Source organism: Oceanobacillus sp. FSL H7-0719 (genome assembly GCF_045040795.1).
Lineage (GTDB): Bacteria > Bacillota > Bacilli > Bacillales > Amphibacillaceae > Oceanobacillus.
Map to the genome: position 1 here is coordinate 2,792,081 of NZ_CP150301.1, position 23,917 is coordinate 2,815,997.

Genomic DNA, 23,917 nt, shown 5'->3' on the forward strand with positions numbered 1-23,917 from the left:
GAACGACTGTTGACCCTCCCCGTGCTGCGCGCACTACGTGGTCTCACCGTTGCCTTAGCTCCCACAGGAGACTCCGAGTAAGTTGACTGTTCCCAGCAGAAACTCGCAATTATTTCATTTCACACTCATTAAACTTTATGAGGAACACTGGCGCTTCAGCATCGGTATCAGCTGAACTCAAAGAAAAGCAAAAAAATCACTCCTGAATTCAGGAGTGACTTCACTTAAGGTTTAATTACAATATGGCGATGCGGCTCTTGGCCGTCTGAGTAAGTTGCGATATCCTTTTGATCTTGCAATGCGCTATGAATAATTTTTCTTTCATATGCTGGCATTGGTTCAAGTGCAACCTTCTTGTTCAGGCGCTTTGCTTTATCTGCCATCTTATGTGCTAAAGATTCAAGCGTTTCTTTTCTTCTGCCGCGATAGCCTTCTGCATCAAGTGTGACTGTATAATACTTATCACTATCTTTATTTATTGCTAAATGTGCCAAGTATTGCAGCGCATTTAAGGTTTGTCCGCGTTTCCCGATAAGAATTGCGATATTATTTCCATCCATTTCAAAAGTAACATGTTTATCTTCAATAGACGTCGTAATCGTTACATCAACATTCATTTGTTTTGTAACTTCTTGAATAAACTTTTCAGTCTCCTTAATTGGATTTTTAGCAAGCTTTACTCTTACGACTGCCCGCTTTGATCCAAATAAACCAAGAATTCCTTTTTTACCTTCATCAATAATATCAATTTCAACTTGGTCCTCAGTCGTGTTTAACTGCTCTAAAGCTGATTGTACAGCTTCTTCAACTGTTGAACCGCTAGCAGTTATTTCTTTCACTTTTTGTCTCCCCCAGTATTGGATTTAGCCATTAATGGTTTGTTGATTAAAAGCGTTTGGAAAACCATAAAGATATTACCCGTTACCCAGTAAAGCGCAAGTGCTGCTGGGAAGAAGAACGCCATAACACCAATCATGATTGGCATCATATATAACATGATATTCATTTGCATTGCCATTTGCGGGTTTTGCTGTACTGATGTGTTTGTCGACATCATTAGTTTCTGCTGCAAGAATGTAAACCCTGCTGTTAGAATCGGTAATATATAGTCAGGTGATCCAAGCTGGAACCAAAGAAATTCATATTTGCTAATTTCAGTTGTACGCATAATTGCATGATACATTGCGATTAAAACCGGCATCTGAATAAATATCGGCAGACAGCCTGCTAATGGATTAACACCATTCTTTTGGAATAATTCCATTGTCTCCTGCTGCAGTTTTTGTTGTGTTGTTGCATCTTTTGAACTATATTTCTGTTGAAGTTCCTTAAGCTTTGGCTGAATTTCCTGCATTGCTTTAGAACTTTTAATTTGTTTCATACTTAATGGTAGAATACATAAACGAATAAAAACAGTTACGAGTACAATTGACAGTCCATAACTATTATTAAAAATTTCTGCTATTTTAGTAATAACCCAAGAAAGCGGATAAACAAAAATCGTGTTCCAAATTCCCTCACTATCAGCTGTAATTGGTTCATTTATTTCTGTACATCCTGCTAATAATACAGTTAAACCAATCAGCATAAATAGCCATACATATTTTTTACGCAAAATTTTTCCTCCTTAGCGTGAACCTAAAACTCTATTTGTTATTTTATCCTAATTGCTAATAAGATTCTATCTTTATCTATACTTTTATTTATTTTTTAATAGGTGCTGCTTGTATAATAAATGACTCAAACTCTTTTTCATTTCGTGAAAGTTCATATCTTTTGTAGGCTGTCTTGCAATAATGACAATATCATAATGGTTTTTAATATCTGTTTCGAGCTCTTGAAAAGCTTGACGCAAATACCGTTTGATCCGATTGCGAGTTACCGCATTCCCTATTTTTTTCCCTACAGATAAACCAATACGAAAATGCTCTTGCCCCGGCTGTTCAGCATAATAAATGACAAGCTGTCGATTGGCAAAAGATTTCCCATTCTTAAAAGTATATTGAAATTCTTCATTTTTTTTAATGCGATATGCTTTTTTCATTCACGTCACCTTTACTGCTAACAATTGCACTATGTATGGGTCTAAAATCACCTTAAAGACCCGTTAATTAAGTTATAAATAACCTCAATAAGTAGAAAAAAACCACTGATGCTTCAGTGGTTAAGCAGATAATACTTTTCTTCCTTTGCGGCGGCGACGAGCTAATACTTGACGGCCGTTTTTTGTACTCATACGTGTACGGAAGCCATGTACCTTTTTACGTTTACGGTTATTTGGTTGAAATGTTCTTTTCATTATACTTGCACCTCCCTATGGGATCTAATATCTAAAATTTAATTAACTTATCCAGTAGACAGTCTTAATAATTATACGTAAAACAAACCTCTAATGTCAATAAAGATTTCAAAAAAACATATTTCAACATTTTCTTTATTACTTTTACAGCCAAAATCTAATTACTGCTATTTTTTTAATGAATATTCAATCGGGATATTGCATATTCTATTAACACTTGCACTTTCTCCTTTTTAGATAGCTGTTGTACAACAGCAAGAGTCACCAAATCTTATCAACCAGTTATGCACAGCCACCTTTTTCAGGTTCACCTCTTATTCGACCTTTATCGACAAAATGCCCACAGAATTAACTCCTGTTAATAGTTTTCTGTAAACAGATGGATGATTTTGTGGATAACCGTTGAAAACTCATTGCAACTTAACCCCTTTTTTGATATTATGTTATTGTTTTCTCCTGTGGAAAACTTTATCAGCTTATAAGTTATTCACAGATTGTGGATAAGATGTGGATATTTATTCACACGGTCTGAATGATTTTTTCCACAGATTTGTGGATTACCTTTATAATTCATGATAAACTTGATAGACTACATATTCAAATATCCACAGCTTAAAAAACAACTTTTTTATATATAATCGCCTTTTTCATCCATTCTGCATGATTGAGAGAGGCTTTTTCTGTCATGTGAAGAAAAGCTGAAAGAGGTGTTTAGAGATGTACGAACTGGATTGCGGTGCAAGAAGATAAAGGAAACACAATGAACAAAGTGAATTGATGTTGACTTTCACCGCAAGGGTATAAGTGCGACTAAGCCTCTGGACAAGCCAGTCGGCAAGTCTTCTTTATCGACTGAAAGCGCAGGAAGTTTGAGATTCTCTGCGCGATAAACGATCAATGAGCAACACATAAACAGGACTGTATCATTTGAATAAATACTTCAGGAAGGAGTGAATTCCGTATTGGAAAATATTGATGAGCTTTGGCTTGCTGCATTGGATAAAATTGAAGAAAAGGTCAGCAAGCCCAGCTATGATACGTGGTTAAAAAATACGAAGGCTGTAGAGCTAAATAAATCTACCCTTATTGTTTCCGCACCAAATGAGTTTGCAAGGGATTGGTTAGAAAATCAGTATACTGACGTCATTTCTGAAATTTTAGAAGAAGTAACCGGTTCAATATTAGAAACAAAATTTATTATCCCTGATTCCACAACAGATGCGGATGAAACGAAGACAGATATGAAACCGCAAAAATCTGCTAATAATCATGACATACCAAAATCAATGCTTAATGATAAATATACATTCGATACATTTGTTATTGGTGCAGGAAATCGTTTTGCCCATGCTGCATCACTGGCAGTTGCTGAAGCACCAGCAAAAGCCTATAACCCTCTCTTTATCTATGGAGGAGTTGGCCTTGGAAAGACACACCTTATGCATGCAATCGGACATTATGTACGACAGCATAATCCAGATGCAAAGGTTGCTTATATAACATCAGAAAAGTTTACAAATGAATTTATTAACGCAATTATGGAAAACAAATCAAATAGCTTCCGAAACAAATATCGTAATATTGATGTGCTTTTAATTGATGATATTCAGTTTATTGCTGGTAAGGAATCAACCCAGGAGGAGTTTTTCCATACTTTTAATGCCTTACATGAAGAAAGCAAACAAATTATTATTTCGAGTGACCGTCCTCCAAAAGAAATTCCAACATTAGAAGATAGATTGCGATCGCGCTTCGAGTGGGGATTGATTACCGATATTACTCCTCCAGATTTGGAAACAAGAATTGCAATTCTTAATAAAAAGGCGAAAGCAGAAGGTCTCGAGATTCCCAATGAAGTAATGCTGTATATAGCGAACCAGATTAATACAAATATAAGAGAATTAGAGGGAGCATTAATTCGAGTTGTTGCTTACTCTTCCCTCGTAAACCAGGATATTGATGCATCACTTGCGGCAGAGGCATTAAAGGATATTATTCCTAGCAACAAGCCAAAAGTAATTACAATTGAAGGAATTCAAGAAGTAGTATCGAAGAAATATAATATCCGTATGGAAGACTTTGCTGCGAAAAAGCGGACAAAGTCTATAGCGTTTCCCAGACAGATTGCAATGTATCTTTCTCGTGAGCTAACAGATCTTTCTTTACCAAAAATAGGTGAAGAATTTGGTGGAAGAGACCATACAACAGTTATACATGCACACGAAAAGATTGCTAAAATGATTGAAAAAGAAGCAGAATTTAATCGGGAAATTGATGAACTCATTGAGACAATAAAGTCTATGTAATACGCAAAAAGATTAAATTAAGTTAAAATATATCTGTGAATACTGTTAATAAATATTCTCACTTATAAACATTCTATTAACATCGATTAAATCAAGAGCAAAAAGATATCAAGATACTTATCCACATATTCACAGGTACTATTACTATTACTACTATTTTTTATAAATAATATTATTAATATATAGCACTTCCACTAGGAGGATAATTTCATGAAATTTACAATCAAACGAGATTTATTAATTTTAGCTGTTCAGGACGTTATGAAAGCTATCTCAGCAAGAGCGGTTATTCCAATTCTTTCAGGAATGAAAATTGAAGCAAGTGTTCACGGGATTACTTTAACAGGCAGTGACTCTGATATTTCTATCGAATCATTTATTCCAGCTGAAGACAATGGAAATGTAAATGTTGAAGATATTGAACCTGGAAGTATTGTATTACAAGCAAAGTATTTCCCTGATATTGTAAAAAAAGCACCTGAAGATACCGTCGTATTTTCTGTTGATCCAAATCATAAAGTAAAGATTAGCTCAGGGAAAGCTGAATTTAACTTAGTTGGACAAAATGCAGCAGAATATCCACATTTACCACAGCTGCAAACCGATGAAAGTTTTGAAATGCCAATCCCTTTAATGAAAAATATGATCAAGCAAACTGTATTTGCAGTGTCTTCCATGGAAACTCGTCCAATTCTAACTGGGGTTAACATGAAGCTTGAAGGTAAAGAATTATCATTTACAGCTACAGACAGCCACCGACTAGCAATGCGAAAAACAGAAATTAATCAGACTAATATTGAATTTAAAAATGTAGTTGTTCCAGGTAAAAGTTTAAATGAATTAAGTAAAATTTTAGATGAAGCAGAGGAAACGGTTGAAATAAGCGTAACAAATAACCAAATCCTTTTCCGTACAAAACATTTAAGTTTCCTGTCACGTTTGCTTGATGGAAATTATCCGGAAACATCAAGACTTATACCAGAGGAAAGCAAAACAAAAATTACCGTGAAAACAAAAGATCTTCTGCAAACAATTGACAGAGCATCTTTACTTGCACGTGAGGAAAGAAATAATGTTGTAAAATTAACAACACAAGGAAGCACAATGATTGAAATTACGAGTAATTCACCTGAGGTTGGTAATGTCCAGGAGGATCTTGTAGTTGAAGCTATTAACGGAGAGGACTTAAAAATCTCCTTCAGCTCAAAATATATGATTGATGCGTTAAAATCAATGGAATATGATGAAGTGACCATTGACTTTACTGGAGCAATGCGTCCATTTGTTATCTTGCCTAAAGAAGATGAATCCATCTTACAGCTGATTTTACCTGTTAGAACTTATTAACATCTTAATAAAAAGAAAAGATAAAAAGGCTTATCCACATGTGGGTAAGTTTTTTTATCTTCTTAAAAGCAAAATTTAGAGCAAATGACAGGTTTATTTCACATTCCCGGGGTCTTACCTTTCAAAATGATGAAAACTTTAGTAAAATAGGTTTATAGAGATTTTATAAGTGAAGACTGGAAATAATGGAACTTCCAATACAAACGAAGATAGAAGGTGTCAAAAATTAAAATTGAATCTCCTGTTCTTTGTTTATATGAGTTCTTTTTAAAAGTAAAAAATGATTTTTAATTAACTTATAGAAAAATTGGTGATCATATGCAAGAAAAAATCGAAATAAATACGGAATATATAACACTTGGCCAATTTATCAAGCTGTTAAACATTTTAGATTCTGGTGGAATGGTTAAAGCTTATCTTCAGGACCAAGGTGTCATGGTAAATGGAGAGCTTGAACATCGTCGCGGCCGTAAGCTGTACAATCATGATGTTGTAGAAATTGAAGGCAGCACTTTTATCGTTCATAAAGAGGATTAATTCCTATGCATATTGAACAGCTTCATTTAAAAAACTTCCGAAACTATGACGATTTGGACATTACTTTTGACGATAAAGTAAATGTCATTATCGGTGAGAATGCTCAAGGAAAAACAAATCTCATGGAAGCAATTTACTGCCTTGCATTTACAAAGTCTCATCGCACTGCAAAAGAGAAAGAGCTTATCCAATGGGATGAAGATTATGCTAAAATAGAAGGTAAGATAACAAAGAGGAATCAATCTATCCCATTAGAAATAACCATCTCTTCAAAAGGGAAAAAGGCTAAATTAAATCATTTGGAACAAAAAAGGCTAAGTGATTATATCGGAGCAATGAATGTCGTCATGTTTGCACCAGAGGATTTAACTTTAGTAAAAGGTCCGCCCCAAACTAGACGACGCTTTATTGATATGGAACTTGGCCAAATCCAGGCAACCTATATTTATCATTTGGCCCAGTATCAAAAAATATTAAAGCAGCGAAATTCCCTGCTTAAGCAATTGCAGCGCAGGGAAAGCAGTCAGGTTACGATGCTGGAAGTACTCACAGACCAGCTTATCCAGCATGCAGCAATTATTCTTCATAAACGATTTGTTTTTCTAAAATTATTACGAAAATGGGCAGCATCCATTCATTATCAAATTAGTCATGAACTGGAGAGGCTTGAAATTAAGTATGATTCCTCTATCACAGTATCGGAAGAAGACAGTCAAGAACAGATTGAAGCCAGCTTCACACAAAAATTCCAAGAAATTCAAAAGAAAGAAATTGAACGCGGCACGACATTAGCAGGCCCACACAGAGATGATTTAATTTTTTATGTAAATGGAATGGATGTGCAGACTTATGGTTCACAAGGTCAACAGCGAACAACCGCACTTTCGCTCAAATTAGCTGAAATTGAATTAATTCATAACGAAATTGGTGAATATCCAATTTTGCTTTTAGATGACGTATTAAGTGAACTTGATGATTTCAGACAGTCCCATTTATTAAATACCATTCAAGGCAAAGTACAGACATTCGTATCTACAACAAATGTTGATGGAATAAATCATGAGACATTAAAAAAGGCTGAAATATTCCACGTGACAGACGGAAAGGTAGCTATCCAAAAGCATTAGCGGGGAGGTCATAGCTTCAATCATGTTTATCGATATTGGAAATGGCAATGTCATTCGTTCAAAGGATATAATCGCGATTCTTGATTATGAACTGATATCATCTTCTGTAATTCTAGAGGAAATGATAGAACGTGAAAAACAAGATGAACGATTAAAGGGGCCTTCCATTCATACAAAATCTGTAATGATTACGAAAAATAATACTTACTACAGCACATTATCTGTACCAACACTTAGAAAGCGCACAAGCATCAAGGCAACATTAAGTAATCTGGAAGATTACTCACCCGAATGACAGCAAAGAGGGAACAAAACAATAAGACTTTGTATGTTAGAACAAGCAATGAGTTTTTTATAAAAGAAATGAGTGTGAAATATGTCAATTGAAGATAAGTTACCACAAAATCAAGCATATGATGCAGAACAAATACAGGTGTTAGAGGGCTTAGAGGCAGTTCGCAAACGTCCAGGGATGTACATAGGTTCGACGAGCGGCCGCGGTTTGCACCATTTAGTTTGGGAAATTGTTGATAATAGTATTGATGAAGCGCTAGCTGGATATTGTGATCATATCCAAGTGATTATCGAGAAAGATAACAGTATTACTGTAAAAGATAATGGCCGGGGAATTCCAGTAGATATCCAAAAGAAAACTGGACGGCCAGCTGTAGAAGTGATTATGACTGTACTGCATGCCGGCGGTAAGTTTGGCGGCGGCGGATACAAAGTTTCCGGCGGGCTGCATGGTGTAGGGGCATCTGTAGTTAACGCCCTGTCTGTTGGACTTGAGGTATCTGTCCATCGTGATAATAAAATACATCACATTGCCTTTAAAAGAGGAAAAATCATTGAGGAAATCAATGTAATTGGTGAAACAGATAAAACAGGAACAGTTATTCATTTCACACCAGATCCGGAAATATTTACAGAAACAACTGTTTTTGACTTTGAAACATTAGAACAGCGTATACGGGAACTGGCATTTTTAAATAGAGGGTTAACGCTTACCCTTGAAGATAAACGAGAAGAACGCGAGCCAATTAGCTACTACTATGAAGGTGGAATTAAGTCTTACGTTGAATATATTAATCATAATAAAGAAGTGCTTCATGAGCCTTTCTATGCTGATGGAAGTGCACAGGGAATTGAAGTAGAAGTTGCTATTCAATACAATGACAGCTTTGCAACGAATCTTTATTCATTCGCAAATAATATTCATACGTATGAAGGCGGAACACATGAAGTTGGCTTTCGTACTGCACTGACAAGAGTGATTAATGATTATGCACGCAAGAGCAATATATTAAAAGAAAATGATACAAATCTATCTGGAGACGATGTGCGTGAAGGAATGACTGCAATTGTTTCCATAAAACATCCAGATCCGCAGTTTGAAGGACAAACAAAGACTAAACTTGGAAATAGCGAAGTTCGCACGGTTACTGAGCAAGTGTTTAGTGAAGCTTTCCAGAAGTTTTTAATGGAAAATCCTGCGACTGGAAGAACCATTGTAGATAAGGGTCTGATGGCCTCCAGAGCAAGACTGGCAGCGAAAAAGGCAAGAGAATTAACGAGAAGAAAAGGTGCACTGGAAATTTCTAATTTGCCAGGTAAGCTTGCTGATTGTTCTTCAAGAGATGCTTCAATTAGTGAATTATATATTGTTGAGGGTAACTCTGCCGGCGGCTCAGCCAAGGCGGGAAGAGACAGACATTTCCAAGCGATTCTTCCGCTAAGAGGTAAAATACTTAACGTTGAGAAGGCACGACTGGACCGGATTCTTTCTAACGCTGAAATACGTATGATGATTACAGCACTTGGCACCGGCATTGGTGAAGATTTTGATATTACGAAGGCACGTTATCATAAAGTTGTCATTATGACGGATGCTGACGTTGATGGAGCTCATATTCGCACTTTATTATTAACGTTCTTCTTCCGTTATATGCGACCATTGATTGACCATGGCTACATCTATATCGCACAACCGCCGCTCTATCAGATTAAACAAGGTAAAACACTAAACTATGTTTATAGTGATCAGGAACTGCAACAGGCGCTTGCGGGTCTGCCTGAGGCACCTAAGCCAGTGATTCAGCGTTATAAAGGGCTTGGAGAGATGGATGCAGATCAGCTTTGGGATACAACAATGGACCCTGCACAACGTACCTTGCTTCAAGTGAAGCTTACAGATGCAATTGAAGCAGATCAGGTTTTCGATATGTTAATGGGTGATAAAGTCGAACCACGCAGAAACTATATCGAAGAGAATGCGCAATACGTACAAAACTTAGATATTTAGATATATAAAAGATAGATGAAGGCAAAATGATAAGGCATGGAGTGGAAATGTTCACCCCTGCCTTCATTTCCTGCTTTACAGGGAAAATATATTATTTTCCTCATAGGAGGTAGCAAGTATGGCGGAAGAACGGCAGAACGTTCAAGAGATTAATATTAGTAATGAAATGCGTACATCATTCCTTGACTATTCAATGAGTGTTATCGTTTCAAGGGCATTGCCTGATGTACGTGATGGCATGAAACCTGTTCACCGCAGGATTTTACATGCGATGAATGACTTAGGGATGCACTCAGACAAGGCATACAAGAAATCAGCACGTATTGTTGGGGAAGTTATCGGTAAGTATCACCCACATGGTGATTCAGCGGTATATGAGACAATGGTTCGTATGGCACAGGATTTCAGTTATCGCCATATGCTTGTAGATGGTCATGGCAACTTTGGTTCAGTTGATGGAGACCAGGCTGCAGCCATGCGTTATACAGAAGCAAGAATGTCAAAAATATCCATGGAGCTTGTGCGTGACCTGAATAAGGATACGGTCGATTTCCGTGATAACTATGATGGTTCTGAACGAGAACCAGCTGTGTTCCCTGCACGTTTCCCGAATTTATTAGTGAATGGTACTTCAGGAATTGCAGTTGGGATGGCAACAAATATCCCACCACATAATCTTGGAGAAACAATTGATGCAGTATTAGCGGTCAGTAAAGATCCGGATATTACAATTGAGGAATTGATGGAGGATTATATCTCTGGTCCAGACTTTCCTACAGCTGGATTAATCATCGGCAGAAGCGGCATTCGCAAAGCTTATGAAACTGGCAGAGGTTCCATCACAATGCGGGCAAAGGTAGAAATTGAAGAGCATGCAAATGGCAAATCAACCATTCTTGTTACAGAGCTGCCTTATCAGGTAAATAAAGCAAAACTAGTAGAGAAAATTGCAGAGCTTGTCCGTGATAAACGAATTGAAGGAATTACTGATTTACGTGATGAATCCTCACGTGATGGTATGCGTATCGTTATGGAAATACGCCGTGATGCGAATGCGAATGTAATTTTAAACAATTTATATAAATATACTGCATTGCAAACAACCTTTGGTGTGAATACGCTTGCTCTTGTAGATGGGCGTCCGAAAGTGCTGACTCTCAAACAATGTCTGGAGCATTATCTTGACCACCAGGTCGTAGTTATTAAGCGAAGAACAGCTTTTGAGTTAAATAAAGCAGAAGCCCGTGCTCATATTTTAGAAGGATTACGAATCGCACTGGATAATCTTGATAGAGTCATTGCACTTATTCGCAATTCAAAAACAACAGATATTGCACGACAAGGCTTGATAGAAAACTTCAGTCTGTCTGAAAAACAGGCACAAGCTATTCTAGATATGCGACTGCAGCGTTTAACAGGCTTAGAACGCGAAAAAATCGAGAATGAATATAACGAACTGATGGCATTAATTGCTGAGTTAAAGGCAATTCTGGCAGATGAAGAGAAAGTCTTAAATATTATCCGTGAAGAACTGACAGAAATTAAAGAACGTTTTAGTGATGATCGTCGTACAGACATTGTCGCTGGCGGAATTGGGTTCTTTGAGGATGAAGATTTAATCCCGGAAGAAAATATTGTCATTACGTTAACACATTATGGTTATATTAAACGTCTTCCAGCTTCAACGTATCGCACACAAAAACGTGGTGGTCGCGGAATTCAGGGAATGGGCACGAATGAAGATGACTTCGTTGAACAGCTTGTCTCCTGTTCAACACATGACACTGTATTGTTCTTTACAAATAAAGGAAAAGTTTATAAATTAAAAGGCTATGAAATACCTGAATTCAGCAGAACAGCAAAAGGAATTCCAATTATTAACCTGCTTCAGGTAGAAAGTGAAGAGGAAATTAATACGATTATTGCTGTTAAAGAATACAATGATGAGACAAATCTATTCTTTACAACAAGAAATGGCATCGTAAAACGTACTCAGCTATCTAAGTTTACGAATATCCGAAAAGGCGGCTTGATTGCTGTTCATTTGAGAGATGATGATGAATTGATTTCAGTTCGTCTTACAGATGGTACGAAGGATGTCATGATTGCTACGAAAAATGGTTATCTCATTCGTTTTGAGGAAGAACAGATTCGTCTGATGGGAAGAACTGCAGCTGGTGTTAAAGGTATTTCATTACGTGATAATGATGTAGTTGTTTCGATGGAAATCATTGAACCAGGTTCTAAAATTCTTCATGTTACGAATAAAGGATACGGAAAACAGACACTTGAATCAGAATACCGCATGATTAACCGCGGTGGTAAAGGTGTGTTGACTGGTAAGCTTACAGATAAGACTGGAGAGGTAGTCTCCGTGAAGACGGTGATCGGTGATGAAGATCTCATGCTGATTACTGCAGCTGGAGTTCTTATCCGTATTCCAGTCAAAGATATTTCCGAAACTGGCCGGAATACAATGGGAGTTCGCCTCATTCGAATACAGGATGATGAAGAAGTAGCAACCGTTGCAAAAATCGAAGAAGAGAAGCTCCTTGAAGAAGAAACCGAGGATATTTCTGAGGCCGAAAATATAGATACAGACCATGATGCAGAAGAATAAAATTGCTGGCAGGTGACTCAGGAAGAATGAGTCACCTTTTGCCATCTTGTTTTGGAGGGGTAGACATTGCAAGTGCAACCATCACAATTAGTGGAAGGCTGTATCCTTTTAAAGGACGTACAAGGTAAATCAGGGCGTCCTATTGTGAAAAAAAATACTGTTTTAACGAGTGAACATATTACTATTTTACAGAAATTCTTAGTTGAATCTGTTGAGGTTTCATCTAAAATGGCTGATGGCAAAACGTATCGGCCAGGGTCAAGAAAATATACAGAAAAAGAATTTAAGAAAATAATAACAGTTGCAAGGCCGACAAAAATAACGTCCTTTACTGCACATTATTTGCAAGTCGTTACTCAATTTAAAGAAGCTTTCATTCAATGGAATAATGGTGTTCCAATTGACATTTCAAAAACAAGGAATTTTATTATCCCTTTACTGGAACGGATTGATGAACAGGGCATTGAAGTCTTTACATTGCATCAGTATGTTGAAGCGAAAGAATATATTTATTATCATAGTGTTGCGCTGAGCGTTATTGCTGCCTTTATTGGAAAAAAATTAGGTTTCGAAAAAGGTGAATGGCTGCAGATTGGGCTTGCTGGTCTACTATCTGATGTCGGAATGACACGGATTGATCCAGATATTATTACCAAGGGAGAATTCCTTTTGGAGAAACAGGAACAAGATCTTAAGAACCATCCAACCTATTCATCCAGAATGGTTGAAAATCTGCCAGCAGTTACTTCAGCAGTAAAATTGGCTATCCTGCAGCACCATGAGAGAATGGATGGAAGCGGTTATCCACTAGGTCTTACTCAAGGTAAGATAAACCAATATGCACGGATACTTGCTGTTGCTGATACGTACCATGCGATGACAAGTGAGCGCATATACAAGAAGAGGCAATCTGTCTTTAAGGCAATTGGTGAATTGTATAATCAGCAGTTTGCAAAGTTTGATGCGAGGGTGGTAAAAGCCTTTATTAAAAGTTTTGCAAATCATGCACTAGGAAAAAATGTTCAATTATCAAATGGCGAAACTGGAGAAATTGCATTTATTGATGAAGAGCAGCCAACAATGCCATTTATAAAATTAGATACAACAAGTAAAGTTATCAGTATGCAGGAAAATCCGCAGCTGGCGATTGAAGATTTCATCATAGACTAAACACCATGAGACTTTAATCAATTACATCTGGATTAAAGCACAGGAGGAATTATGAACAATCTATCTTTTATTCCAATCATCATAGGAACAGATATTAATGCTTATAATATGACAATCTCTTTCCATGAAAAATACAATGTTAATCCTATTTTAGTTGGTAAACAGGAAATGGGATTTACTAGTTTCAGCACGATACCAGAGCGAATTGATATACACCCGGACCTGACAGAAGAGGACCGGTTCGTTGTTATATTGAATGAGCTTGCGGAAAAACTAAAAGGCAGAAAGAAAAAGCTTGTTCTTGTTGGCACAAATGATGCCTATGTACGCTTGATCATTGAAAATGCAGAAGAACTAAAGAAAAATTATTATTTTAATTATATTTCTGAGGATTTGATGAATCAGCTTCAGCATAAAGCAAATTTCTACAAGCTGTGCGAGGAATACGGCATTGATACACCAACAACTTATTTTTATAGCTGTAAAAGTGAAGCACCATTTGAAGAGGAGCTGACATACCCGGTAATTATTAAGCCAAGTAATGGGATTGAATATTATAAGCATCCATTTACCGGTCAAGAGAAGGTTTACCGTGTGAATTCACTCCAGGAAGCACAAGAGGTCATTGCAAAAATAAAAAATAGCGGGTATCAGGATGAACTCATTATTCAGGATTATATTCCTGGAGAAGATACATACATGTGGGATTCTGTACTTTATTTAAGCACTCAGGGGAAAACACAGCTCGTGACCTTTGGACAAGTTGTATTACAGGAGCATACAGCAACTGCAATTGGGAATTATACATCCGTACTTACCCGTTACAACGAGGAAATGATGAAGAAATTGCAGCATTTCCTTGAAGCAGCCGGTTATGTTGGATTTGCCAATTTTGATATGAAGTATGATGCAAGAGATGGTAAATTTAAGGTTTTTGAAGTGAATATCCGCCAAGGACGTTCCAGTTATTATGTGACAGCGCTTGGTCATAATATGGCAGAATATATTGTCGATGATGTGATTCATCATCAGGATAAAGCTTTAACTTATATCAATGAAGAATATCTATTCACCGTTGTGCCGAAAATTGTGCTGAATAATTTTGTGGAAGATGCACAGGTCAAGGCAGATGTGAAACGTCTGATCAAAGCCAAAAAATGGGGCAATCCTCTCTTTTATAAAAAGGATAAGAGCTGGAAAAGGAAGTTCTATTTAATGCTGAGACAGTTTAATTACTATCGTAAATATAAAAATAATGTCTGGTAACGATATGTTTGCTCTAGACTGGAAGATTTAGAATCTATTTACTATTTCCTTTTTAAATTTTGTGGTTGAAAAACGTTAGTTGTTGGCGTAAAGTAAGTAAAAATAGCTTATCAACGGAAGCAGCATAAATGAATAACTTAGGAGGCTGGAAAATGCGTGAAGACAAATTTGCTAAAGAAGGTTTAACCTTTGATGATGTTTTATTAGTGCCAGCAGAGTCGAATGTTTTACCAAACGAAGTAAATCTTGGGACAAGTTTATCAAAAAAATTAAACTTAAAATCCCCTTTTATTAGTGCTGGCATGGATACCGTAACAGAAGCGGAAATGGCTATCGCTATGGCAAGACAGGGTGGCTTTGGTGTTGTACATAAGAATATGACAATCGAAGAACAAGCGGAAATGGTAGACCGTGTGAAGCGCTCCGAAAGTGGCGTCATTACGAACCCGTTTTTCCTGACTCCTGAGCATCAGGTATACGACGCAGAGCATTTAATGAGTAAATTCCGAATCTCAGGTGTCCCGATTGTTAATGAGATTGAGGAACAGAAGCTGGTGGGAATTTTGACGAATCGTGACTTGCGTTTTATTCAGGATTACTCCATCTCAATATCTGAGGTTATGACAAGTGAGAATCTTGTTACAGCTCCTGTAGGCACAACTCTTGCAGAGGCAGAAAAGCTCTTGCAGAAATATAAAATTGAAAAGCTGCCGCTTGTTGATGAAAATAATATATTAAAAGGTTTAATTACTATAAAAGACATTGAAAAAGTCATTGAATTCCCTAATTCTGCAAAAGATGAACAAGGAAGATTGCTTGTTGCAGCAGCTGTTGGAGTTACAGGTGATTCAATGCGCCGTGTTGAACAGCTTGTGGAAGCCGGTGTGGATGCGATTGTTATTGATACAGCACATGGACATTCTGAGGGTGTATTAAAACAAATAAAAAGAGTGCGGGAAGCATATCCTGAACTCGATATTATCGCAGGAAATGTGGCAACAGCTGAAGCTACCGTAGCATTAATTGAAGCAGGTGCTTCGATTGTTAAAGTGGGAATCGGACCAGGTTCAATTTGCACAACTCGAGTTGTAGCAGGAGTTGGTGTACCACAAATTACTGCTGTTTATGACTGTGCTAAGGCAGCAGCAGAATTTAATATTCCTGTCATTGCCGATGGAGGAATAAAATACTCTGGTGATATTGTAAAGGCGATCGCAGCGGGTGCACATGCCGTTATGCTGGGAAGTATGTTTGCAGGTACAACAGAAAGTCCAGGGGAAACAGAAATCTACCAAGGCAGAAAATACAAAGTATACCGTGGAATGGGATCGCTTGGAGCGATGAAAGCAGGGTCCAAGGATCGTTATTTCCAGAGTGAAACAAGTGACAGTAAAAAGCTTGTTCCAGAAGGGATCGAAGGACGTGTACCATATAAAGGGGCACTTTCCGACACCTTCCATCAATTAATTGGCGGGTTGCGTTCTGGAATGGGATATTGTGGAACAGCGACTATTGAAGATTTACGCAAGAACAGTCAATTTATTCGAATTACAAACGCCGGTTTGCGTGAAAGTCATCCACATGATGTGCAAATTACAAAAGAAGCGCCAAACTATTCCATTCAATAAACGGTTTCAATCAGGGGGCTCCTTTTACCCCGCTGAATTGAACTAATTGGCAGCTGCATCCTGTTACACTGCGAATTAGAATGATATGAATCAATATGCCTATTTTCTTAATGAGAATAAGTTTTACTCAAATAGAAAATAGGCTTTTATTTTTAGGTGAAGTTTATACATTCGGATGTAGTTACTTTTTACTATTTACTGGACAGATGTCTGTCTATTTTTTTTGACGGAGTTATGGTAGAATAATTGACGTATGTTATTTAATAAATTTTTTATTTATGTTGGAGGTACAGAAAGTTGATTCAATTAAAAAAGAAGAGTTTATCAGTGATACTAGCATTTGTATTATTGATAACAACGTTTACGCTACAGCCGTTCGCAGCAAATGCCCAGAGTACACTAGATTTAAATGCAGAATCTGCTATTTTAGTTGATGGCGATACAGGAAAGGTTCTTTATGCCAAAAATGCAGAAGTTGCTCTTCCTCCAGCTAGTATGACAAAAATGATGACAGAATACCTTGTTCTTGAGGCGATTGCAGAAGGTGAAATATCTTGGGACTCTACAACACAGATCAGTGATTATGCCTATTCTATTTCTGCAAATGTTCTATTCTCAGGAATTGGTTTAACTCAAAGTAAAGACTATGCAGTGAGAGATTTATATAATGCGATGGCCGTTTTTTCTGATAACGCGGCAACGATTGCACTTGCTGAATTAATTTCAGGAAACGAAACAGAGTTTGTGAAAAAGATGAATGAAAAGGCAGAAGAACTAGGCCTTTCTGAATATAAGTTTGTAAACAGTTCAGGTTTGGATAACGACACTTTAGGAGACAATGCTCCTGAAGGTACAGATCCAAATGCAAGCAATTTACTTTCTGCAAAATCAGCCGCTCAATTGGCCTATCACTTAGTAAATGATTATCCAGAGTCATTGGAGATATCCAGCCAAACTGAGGTTGATTTTGAAGGTTATACGGTTGAAAACTTAAACTGGATGCTTCCGCATAAAGCTACGTTTTTAAAACAATTCCATTATGAAGGAATGGATGGTTTGAAAACAGGTAATACGGAGCTTGCGGGCTATACTTTTACTGGTACAGCTAAGAGAGATGGAAAACGTCTCATCAGTGTTGTTATGAAGACATCAAGCAAGGCTGAACGCTTCAAGGAAACAGCAAAGCTGCTTGATTATGGTTTTAATAATTTCCAAACAGAAGAGCTATTTGCTGCAGGATATCAACTTGAAAAAGAAGCAACAATTCCGGTAGCTAAAGGAAAAGAAGATCAAGTTAATGTTTCAATCAGTGATGCCATTTCAGTCCCTATTCAAACAGAGGACTTAGAGTTATACAGCATTGAATATGAAATTGATAAAGAAAAGCTAAATGATAACGGTGAATTGGTTGCTCCAATTAAAAAGGGTGAGAAAGTCGGTACTGCTACACTCATTTATGAAGGCGAAGCAGAAGACTTTGGTTATATCTTTGATGATAACACTGTTTCAGTAGACCTTGTGAGTGATGAAGCGGTAGAAAAGTCAAATTGGTTTATGCTGACTTTAGGTGCAATTGGCGACTTCTTTAGCAATATCTTCTCTGTATCAGTAGATTGGGTTAAAGAGCTATTTAACTAATTGAATAAGCTTAACGGCTTGTGAAAGAATAGGTGTACGCACTTGCATTTTGTAAATAAATTAGATATGATGTTAGCAAATAAATCTTAATAAAAGTATTGACAGGAAATAGTAACAGTCCTTTCTTCATAAGAGAGTCGGTGGCTGGTGAAAACCGATGTGGAAATGCTGTGAATCCATCCTTGAACTGGTTTATGGAAATAGATGCGTCTAGAGTAAGTAAACCCGGAGAAAGCACCGTTAATGCTTTTGAGCCGGAAGAGAGTATTCTCTTCAACAAGGGTGGCAACGCGGGAAATTAAACTCTCGTCCCTATTATTGGGATGGGAGTTTTTTATTTGAAAAAATAAGTTAGTCCATGACTGTCCCAGAAAAAATAAGGAGGAAAAGCAAATGCTGGATATGAAATTTTTACGTAATAATTATGAAGAAGTAAAAGCTAAATTGGTGCATCGGGGTGAGGATTTATCAGAACTTGATGCATTTGGCGAGTTAGATGAAAACCGTCGTAAACTGATTGCTGAAACAGAGCAATTAAAGGCGAAGAGAAATGCAGCAACTCAAGAAATTTCAAAGCTTAAAAAGGAAAAGAAGGATGCGGAGCCTGCAATTAAGGAAATGCGCCAAGTCGGTGAGCAAATTGCTGCACTTGATAAAGAATTAAGGGAAATTGAAGAAAAACTAGAGCATGTGATGTATTCTATACCGAATATCCCTCATGAGAGTGTGCCTATTGGAGAAGATGAGGAAGACAACATTCTTGATCGGACATGGGGTGACCTGCCTGAGTTCAATTTCGAAGTGCAGCCTCACTGGGACATAGCGACAAATTTAAGTATTTTAGACTTTGAACGCGCCGCAAAGGTAACAGGTAGCCGCTTTGTATTTTATACAGGTCTTGGTGCAAGATTAGAGCGTGCACTGCTGAACTTTATGATGGATTACCATGCAGATCACCATGGCTACAATGAAATCCTTCCACCATATATTGTCAATCGCATGAGCATGACAGGTACTGGTCAACTGCCTAAATTTGAGGAGGATGCATTTAAGCTGGAGGACTCGGATTATTTTCTTATCCCCACAGCAGAGGTGCCTGTAACAAACTATCATCGTGATGAAATTATGCTTGATTTACCTAAAAAATATGTAGCATACAGTGCTTGCTTCCGTTCCGAAGCAGGGTCTGCTGGTCGAGATACAAGAGGTTTAATTCGTCAGCATCAATTTAATAAAGTAGAGCTTGTACATTTTGTTAAACCAGAGGATTCTTATGAAACATTAGAAACATTGACAGGACATGCGGAAAAAATTCTTCAGGAATTAGGATTGCCATACCGGGTAATGAGCATGTGTACAGGTGATTTAGGCTTTACAGCAGCAAAGAAATACGATATTGAAGTGTGGATACCAAGTCAGGATACGTACCGCGAAATTTCTTCATGTTCAAACTTTGAAGATTTCCAAGCAAGACGTGCAGGTATTCGTTTCCGACGTGAAACAAATGGCAAGCCAGAATTTGTTCATACATTAAATGGTTCTGGACTTGCAATTGGCCGTACAGTAGCAGCAATCTTAGAAAATTATCAGCAGGAAGATGGTTCCGTGCGAGTACCGAAAGCACTTGTACCATATATGGGCGGAAAAGAAGTAATTAAATAATTCCATATATAGGGCAGAATTATGTCCGGTTAGAAGAGATTAATCATTCATCTTCTGGCCGGGCTGTTTTGATTTCAAATGGCATTTGTATCGTATCAACGGGTACTTACAGCATCGTGATAGATGAAAATTGACAAATGACATCGTGTCACTTACGATATTTTAAGACTGTATGGAAGTAAGATATCCATAGTAGGCCATACTTTTTTTGAAGGATATACATGAATAATGCAGTACGAATTTATGCAGAAATGGAGACTTCCATATGATTAAAATTTTAAAAAACTTATCCGTATATAAATGGCTGATAGCAGCAATTTTTATCCTTGTTTTTATTCAGTCATTATCAGAGCTGTTTCTGCCAACACTTATGGCAGATATTATTGATAAAGGTGTAGTAACTAGTGACTTGCCAGTCATATGGAAAACTGGTAGATTAATGATTCTTGTCACCGGTATAAGTGCTTTAGCAGCTATAGCGGCAAGTTATTATTCTTCAAAGGCAGCGATGGGACTTGGAAAAGACCTTCGACGTAAGGTATTTAAGCATGTAGAAGGCTTTTCATTGCAAGACTTTGATAAAGTGGGTACCGCTTCGTTAATTACGAGAACAACGAACGATATAAACCAAATACAGCAAGTTGTACTTATGATGCTTCGTATGGTCCTATCAGCACCAATTATGTTTATTGGCGGGCTGATTATGGCCTTATCTAAAGATGCAAAATTATCTCTGGTGATTGTTGCAACAATGCCGATTTTAATCCTGGCAATTGTACTTATTTTCAAAAGAGGCATCCCTCTTTTTCAAGCGGTACAAAAAAGAATTGATAGACTAAACCTTGTATTACGGGAAAACCTGACAGGTATTCGAGTCGTCCGTGCCTTTAACCGTGAACAGGATGAACAAGTCAGACTTCGGAGCGCCAGTGAGGAACTGAAAGATGTGTCCATTCAGGTGAACAGATTAATGGCATTTATGATGCCTACATTAATGCTTGTGATGAACTTGACCATAGTAGGTGTGATTTGGTTTGGAGGAATTCGTATAGAGAATGGCGGGATGCAAATAGGAGATCTTATGGCATATATTCAATATGTAACAATGATTATGATATCTCTTGTAATGGCATCTGTTATGTTTATAATGATTCCGCGAGCCGCTGTTTCGGCAAAAAGAATTAATGAGTTACTTGATATGGATCCAACTGAGATGTACGAAGGTTCTAAAACAGCGGATCAAGAACGTGGAACATTAGAATTTGAAAATGTCACCTTTCATTACCCAGGAGCAGAAGAACCAGTTCTATCTGACATAAGCTTTAAAGCGGAAAAAGGCGAAACAACCGCAATTATAGGCGGAACAGGGGCTGGTAAGACAACATTAATTAATTTAATTCCCCGTTTCTATGATGTAACAAGCGGAATCATTCGAATAAATGGTGTTCCGATTCAAGAAACTCTAGTAGAAGAAATTAGATCACGAATAGGATTAGTTCCTCAAAAATCCTTGCTGTTTTTCGGAACTGTCGCGGAAAATTTACGCATGGGAAAACAGAATGCAACTGCAGAGGAAATCGCACAGGCAGCACGCGTCGCACAGGCAGAAGACTTTATCACAAGTATGAAAGCCGGCTACGAATCGGAAGTTTCTCAAGGCGGTTCAAATTTATCTGGTGGACAAAAGCAACGTCTTTCGATTGCAAGGGCCCTTATTAGAAAACCTGATATCTATCTGTTTGATGATAGCTTTTCAGCACTAGATTACAAAACAGACGCGCGTTTACGTACGGCATTAAATGAAGAAACAAAGAATGCAACCGTCATAATTGTAGCGCAGCGTGTGAGTACAGTTATGGATGCTGATCAGATTATTGTTCTGGAACAAGGAAAAATAGCGGGAATTGGAAAGCATAATGAACTTTACGAAGACAATAAAGTATACCGTGAAATCGTCGAATCACAGCTTTCAGAGGAGGAAATCTCATGAGTGAAAAGAAGAAGCAACTAGCTCATCGGCAAAAGGAAAGCAGTGACAAGGCGAAGGCAAATCATGCTGGTCCTAAGGTAAATAATTGGAAAGTTACTTTCTTTAGACTGTTAGGTTACTTAAAGCCATTTAGAAAGCAATTACTAGTTGTATTTTTTGCAGCGATGATGAGTACGATATTTATGGTTTTAGGTCCGAAAATCATCGGGGATGCCGTTACCATATTATTTGAGGGGGCATATGGAGTAATTGCAGGAACTGCCGGAGCTGGTATAGACTTTGGAGCGGTCGGCAAGATTTTACTGATTTTGGCTGGCTTATACCTCGTCAGCAGTATATTTAATTATCTGCAGCAGTTTATGATGGCAGGTGTTGCGCAAGGTACGGTTTATGATTTGAGGGAAGATGTGAATCATAAGCTAAAAAAACTCCCATTGAAATACTATGATGGTCATCCTGTTGGTGATACATTAAGCCGGATGACAAATGATATTGATCTAATCGGGACCACCTTACAGCAAAGTATTACACAGTTTATTACATCAATGATTACAGTAAGCGGGATATTATTTATGATGTTCTGGATAAGTCCATTGCTCGCAATCATTTCACTTATCAGTTTGCCTTTATCACTCTTTGTCATACGTCCCTTCCTAAGTCGTTCCCAAAAGCACTTTGCTGATCAGCAAAGAACATTGGGAAATTTAAATGGCCATGTGGAGGAGATGTATAATGGTCATCAGGTTGTAAAGGCTTTTGGCTATGAAAAGATATCCGTTGAGAAGTTTGATGAAGTCAATGAGGAGTTATACCATGCTGGCTGGAGGGCACAATTTATTTCAGGGATCATGTCACCGCTTATGTCACTCATTGGAAACATCAGTTATGTATTGATCAGTATTATTGGCGGTATTCTCGTCATGAATGGCTCCATACGAATAGGGGATATTCAAGCATTTATACAGTACACGCGTCAATTTTCACAGCCCATTATGCAAATGGCTAATATTGCGAACGTTATTCAGTCAACGATTGCAGCAGCGGAGCGGGTTTTTGATCTTCTGGATGAGGAAGAGGAAATAAAGGAAGAACCAACGGAACAATTAAACGAAGTCAAGGGTGAGGTTATATTTGAACAGGTGAGTTTTGGTTATACATCTGATTTATTGATTAAGGATATGAATGTGCATGTGTATCCAGGTCAAACTGTTGCTATTGTGGGTCCTACTGGAGCTGGAAAAACAACATTAATCAATTTATTAATGCGTTTTTACGAACTAAATAGTGGATCAATTAAGATTGATGGTGCGGATATAAAGAATTTATCACGTTATGAGCTAAGAAAAGTGTTTGGTGTTGTCCTTCAGGATACATGGTTATTTAATGGGACGATTAAAGATAATATCGCATACGGGAAAGAAAGTGCACAAGAGTTTGAGGTCAAGAAGGCTGCACAGATGGCATATGCAGATTATTTTATTCGTATGCTGCCAGACGGGTATAATACCGTCTTAAATGAGGAAGCATCAAATATATCACAAGGACAGAAACAGTTGTTAACCATTGCGCGAACAGTGCTGGCCAACCCGCCAATCATGATTTTAGATGAAGCTACTTCCAGCGTGGATACCCGGACAGAAATGTATATCCAGGAGGCAATGGATCAATTAATGGAGGGGCGCACGAGTTTTGTAATTGCTCACAGATTATCGACAATTAAAAATGCAGATTTAATTTTAGTAATGGATAAAGGAAATATAATTGAACAAGGAACACACGATGAGTTATTGGATGAAAAAGGATTTTATGCTGATTTGTATAACAGTCAGTTCTCTAAGAATTCAGCTGTATAACTTTTAAAAGAAAGTACATCACTTAAAGAAAAGTGGTGTGCTTTCTTTAGTTTGTTAATTTTACTGTTTAACTGTTCAGCCCGGAGAACTGAAGTACCAACTCACCTTGCTTTACACGAGTTGCGGGTTTCAATGGAAGCTGCTCTGAATAAGAATTGCCATCAGTCTAAAA

At 37.6% G+C, this 23,917-nt stretch carries 18 protein-coding genes and 1 other annotated feature; of the genes, 14 read left to right on the forward strand and 4 right to left on the reverse strand.

The annotated features are described in order from the left end of the window. Positions 1-224 precede the first annotated feature (224 nt). The 4 genes from jag to rpmH form a co-directional block, all read right to left on the reverse strand. Complete coding sequence (gene jag / locus NST93_RS14195) at positions 225-839, reverse strand: RNA-binding cell elongation regulator Jag/EloR (protein ID WP_405098131.1); 615 nt, start codon at positions 837-839, stop codon at positions 225-227. After that, positions 836-1,588 carry a membrane protein insertase YidC gene (gene yidC / locus NST93_RS14200; RefSeq protein WP_405103902.1) on the reverse strand — a complete coding sequence of 251 codons (753 nt, stop codon included), beginning with the start codon at positions 1,586-1,588 and terminating at the stop codon, positions 836-838. The genes jag and yidC overlap by 4 nt, the downstream gene beginning before the upstream one ends. A 111-nt stretch (positions 1,589-1,699) precedes the next feature. Then, positions 1,700-2,044 (reverse strand): ribonuclease P protein component, encoded by a 345-nt coding sequence (rnpA, locus tag NST93_RS14205; protein ID WP_405098133.1) that lies wholly within the window; start codon positions 2,042-2,044, stop codon positions 1,700-1,702. Positions 2,045-2,164: 120 nt separating this feature from the next. Continuing rightward, positions 2,165-2,299 carry a 50S ribosomal protein L34 gene (rpmH, locus tag NST93_RS14210; protein WP_205138238.1) on the reverse strand — a complete coding sequence of 45 codons (135 nt, stop codon included), beginning with the start codon at positions 2,297-2,299 and terminating at the stop codon, positions 2,165-2,167. A gap of 962 nt (positions 2,300-3,261) precedes the next feature. Here rpmH and dnaA point away from each other — a divergent pair. The 14 genes from dnaA (at position 3,262) to NST93_RS14280 (ending at position 23,745) form a co-directional block, all read left to right on the forward strand. Then, complete coding sequence (gene dnaA / locus NST93_RS14215) at positions 3,262-4,605, forward strand: chromosomal replication initiator protein DnaA (RefSeq protein ID WP_405098136.1); 1,344 nt, start codon at positions 3,262-3,264, stop codon at positions 4,603-4,605. Positions 4,606-4,815: 210 nt separating this feature from the next. Then, on the forward strand, positions 4,816-5,952 hold the full coding sequence (gene dnaN / locus NST93_RS14220) for a DNA polymerase III subunit beta (protein WP_405098138.1): 1,137 nt from the start codon (positions 4,816-4,818) through the stop codon (positions 5,950-5,952). A gap of 318 nt (positions 5,953-6,270) precedes the next feature. After that, a complete protein-coding gene (yaaA, locus tag NST93_RS14225) occupies positions 6,271-6,489 on the forward strand; it encodes a S4 domain-containing protein YaaA (RefSeq protein ID WP_405098140.1) in 219 nt (72 codons plus the stop codon). Between the two features lie 5 nt (positions 6,490-6,494). Beyond that, positions 6,495-7,616, forward strand: a complete 1,122-nt coding sequence (recF, locus tag NST93_RS14230; RefSeq protein ID WP_405098142.1) for a DNA replication/repair protein RecF — start codon at positions 6,495-6,497, stop codon at positions 7,614-7,616. Between the two features lie 22 nt (positions 7,617-7,638). Then, on the forward strand, positions 7,639-7,911 hold the full coding sequence (gene remB, locus NST93_RS14235; protein WP_405098144.1) for an extracellular matrix regulator RemB: 273 nt from the start codon (positions 7,639-7,641) through the stop codon (positions 7,909-7,911). An 81-nt stretch (positions 7,912-7,992) separates the two neighbouring features. Then, complete coding sequence (gene gyrB, locus NST93_RS14240; protein ID WP_405098146.1) at positions 7,993-9,918, forward strand: DNA topoisomerase (ATP-hydrolyzing) subunit B; 1,926 nt, start codon at positions 7,993-7,995, stop codon at positions 9,916-9,918. A 118-nt stretch (positions 9,919-10,036) separates the two neighbouring features. After that, positions 10,037-12,538, forward strand: coding sequence for a DNA gyrase subunit A (gene gyrA / locus NST93_RS14245; RefSeq protein WP_405098148.1), 2,502 nt, complete (start codon positions 10,037-10,039; stop codon positions 12,536-12,538). A 72-nt stretch (positions 12,539-12,610) separates the two neighbouring features. Continuing rightward, positions 12,611-13,708, forward strand: coding sequence for an HD-GYP domain-containing protein (locus NST93_RS14250; protein WP_405103904.1), 1,098 nt, complete (start codon positions 12,611-12,613; stop codon positions 13,706-13,708). Between the two features lie 51 nt (positions 13,709-13,759). Next, positions 13,760-14,974, forward strand: a complete 1,215-nt coding sequence (locus NST93_RS14255) for a carboxylate--amine ligase (protein WP_405098150.1) — start codon at positions 13,760-13,762, stop codon at positions 14,972-14,974. A gap of 152 nt (positions 14,975-15,126) precedes the next feature. After that, the gene (gene guaB / locus NST93_RS14260) at positions 15,127-16,602 is read left to right on the forward strand and encodes an IMP dehydrogenase (RefSeq protein ID WP_405098152.1); all 1,476 of its coding nucleotides are present in this window, start codon (positions 15,127-15,129) and stop codon (positions 16,600-16,602) included. A 297-nt stretch (positions 16,603-16,899) separates the two neighbouring features. Then, positions 16,900-18,240: a D-alanyl-D-alanine carboxypeptidase family protein gene (locus tag NST93_RS14265; protein ID WP_405098154.1), complete on the forward strand. Its 1,341-nt coding sequence runs from the start codon at positions 16,900-16,902 to the stop codon at positions 18,238-18,240. A gap of 89 nt (positions 18,241-18,329) precedes the next feature. Beyond that, positions 18,330-18,557, forward strand: a binding site (T-box leader). Between the two features lie 76 nt (positions 18,558-18,633). Continuing rightward, a complete protein-coding gene (gene serS / locus NST93_RS14270; protein WP_405098156.1) occupies positions 18,634-19,902 on the forward strand; it encodes a serine--tRNA ligase in 1,269 nt (422 codons plus the stop codon). A gap of 265 nt (positions 19,903-20,167) precedes the next feature. After that, the gene (locus NST93_RS14275) at positions 20,168-21,892 is read left to right on the forward strand and encodes an ABC transporter ATP-binding protein (protein WP_405098158.1); all 1,725 of its coding nucleotides are present in this window, start codon (positions 20,168-20,170) and stop codon (positions 21,890-21,892) included. Next, on the forward strand, positions 21,889-23,745 hold the full coding sequence (locus NST93_RS14280; RefSeq protein WP_405098160.1) for an ABC transporter ATP-binding protein: 1,857 nt from the start codon (positions 21,889-21,891) through the stop codon (positions 23,743-23,745). Before NST93_RS14275 ends, NST93_RS14280 begins: the two co-directional genes overlap by 4 nt. Positions 23,746-23,917: the final 172 nt, after the last annotated feature.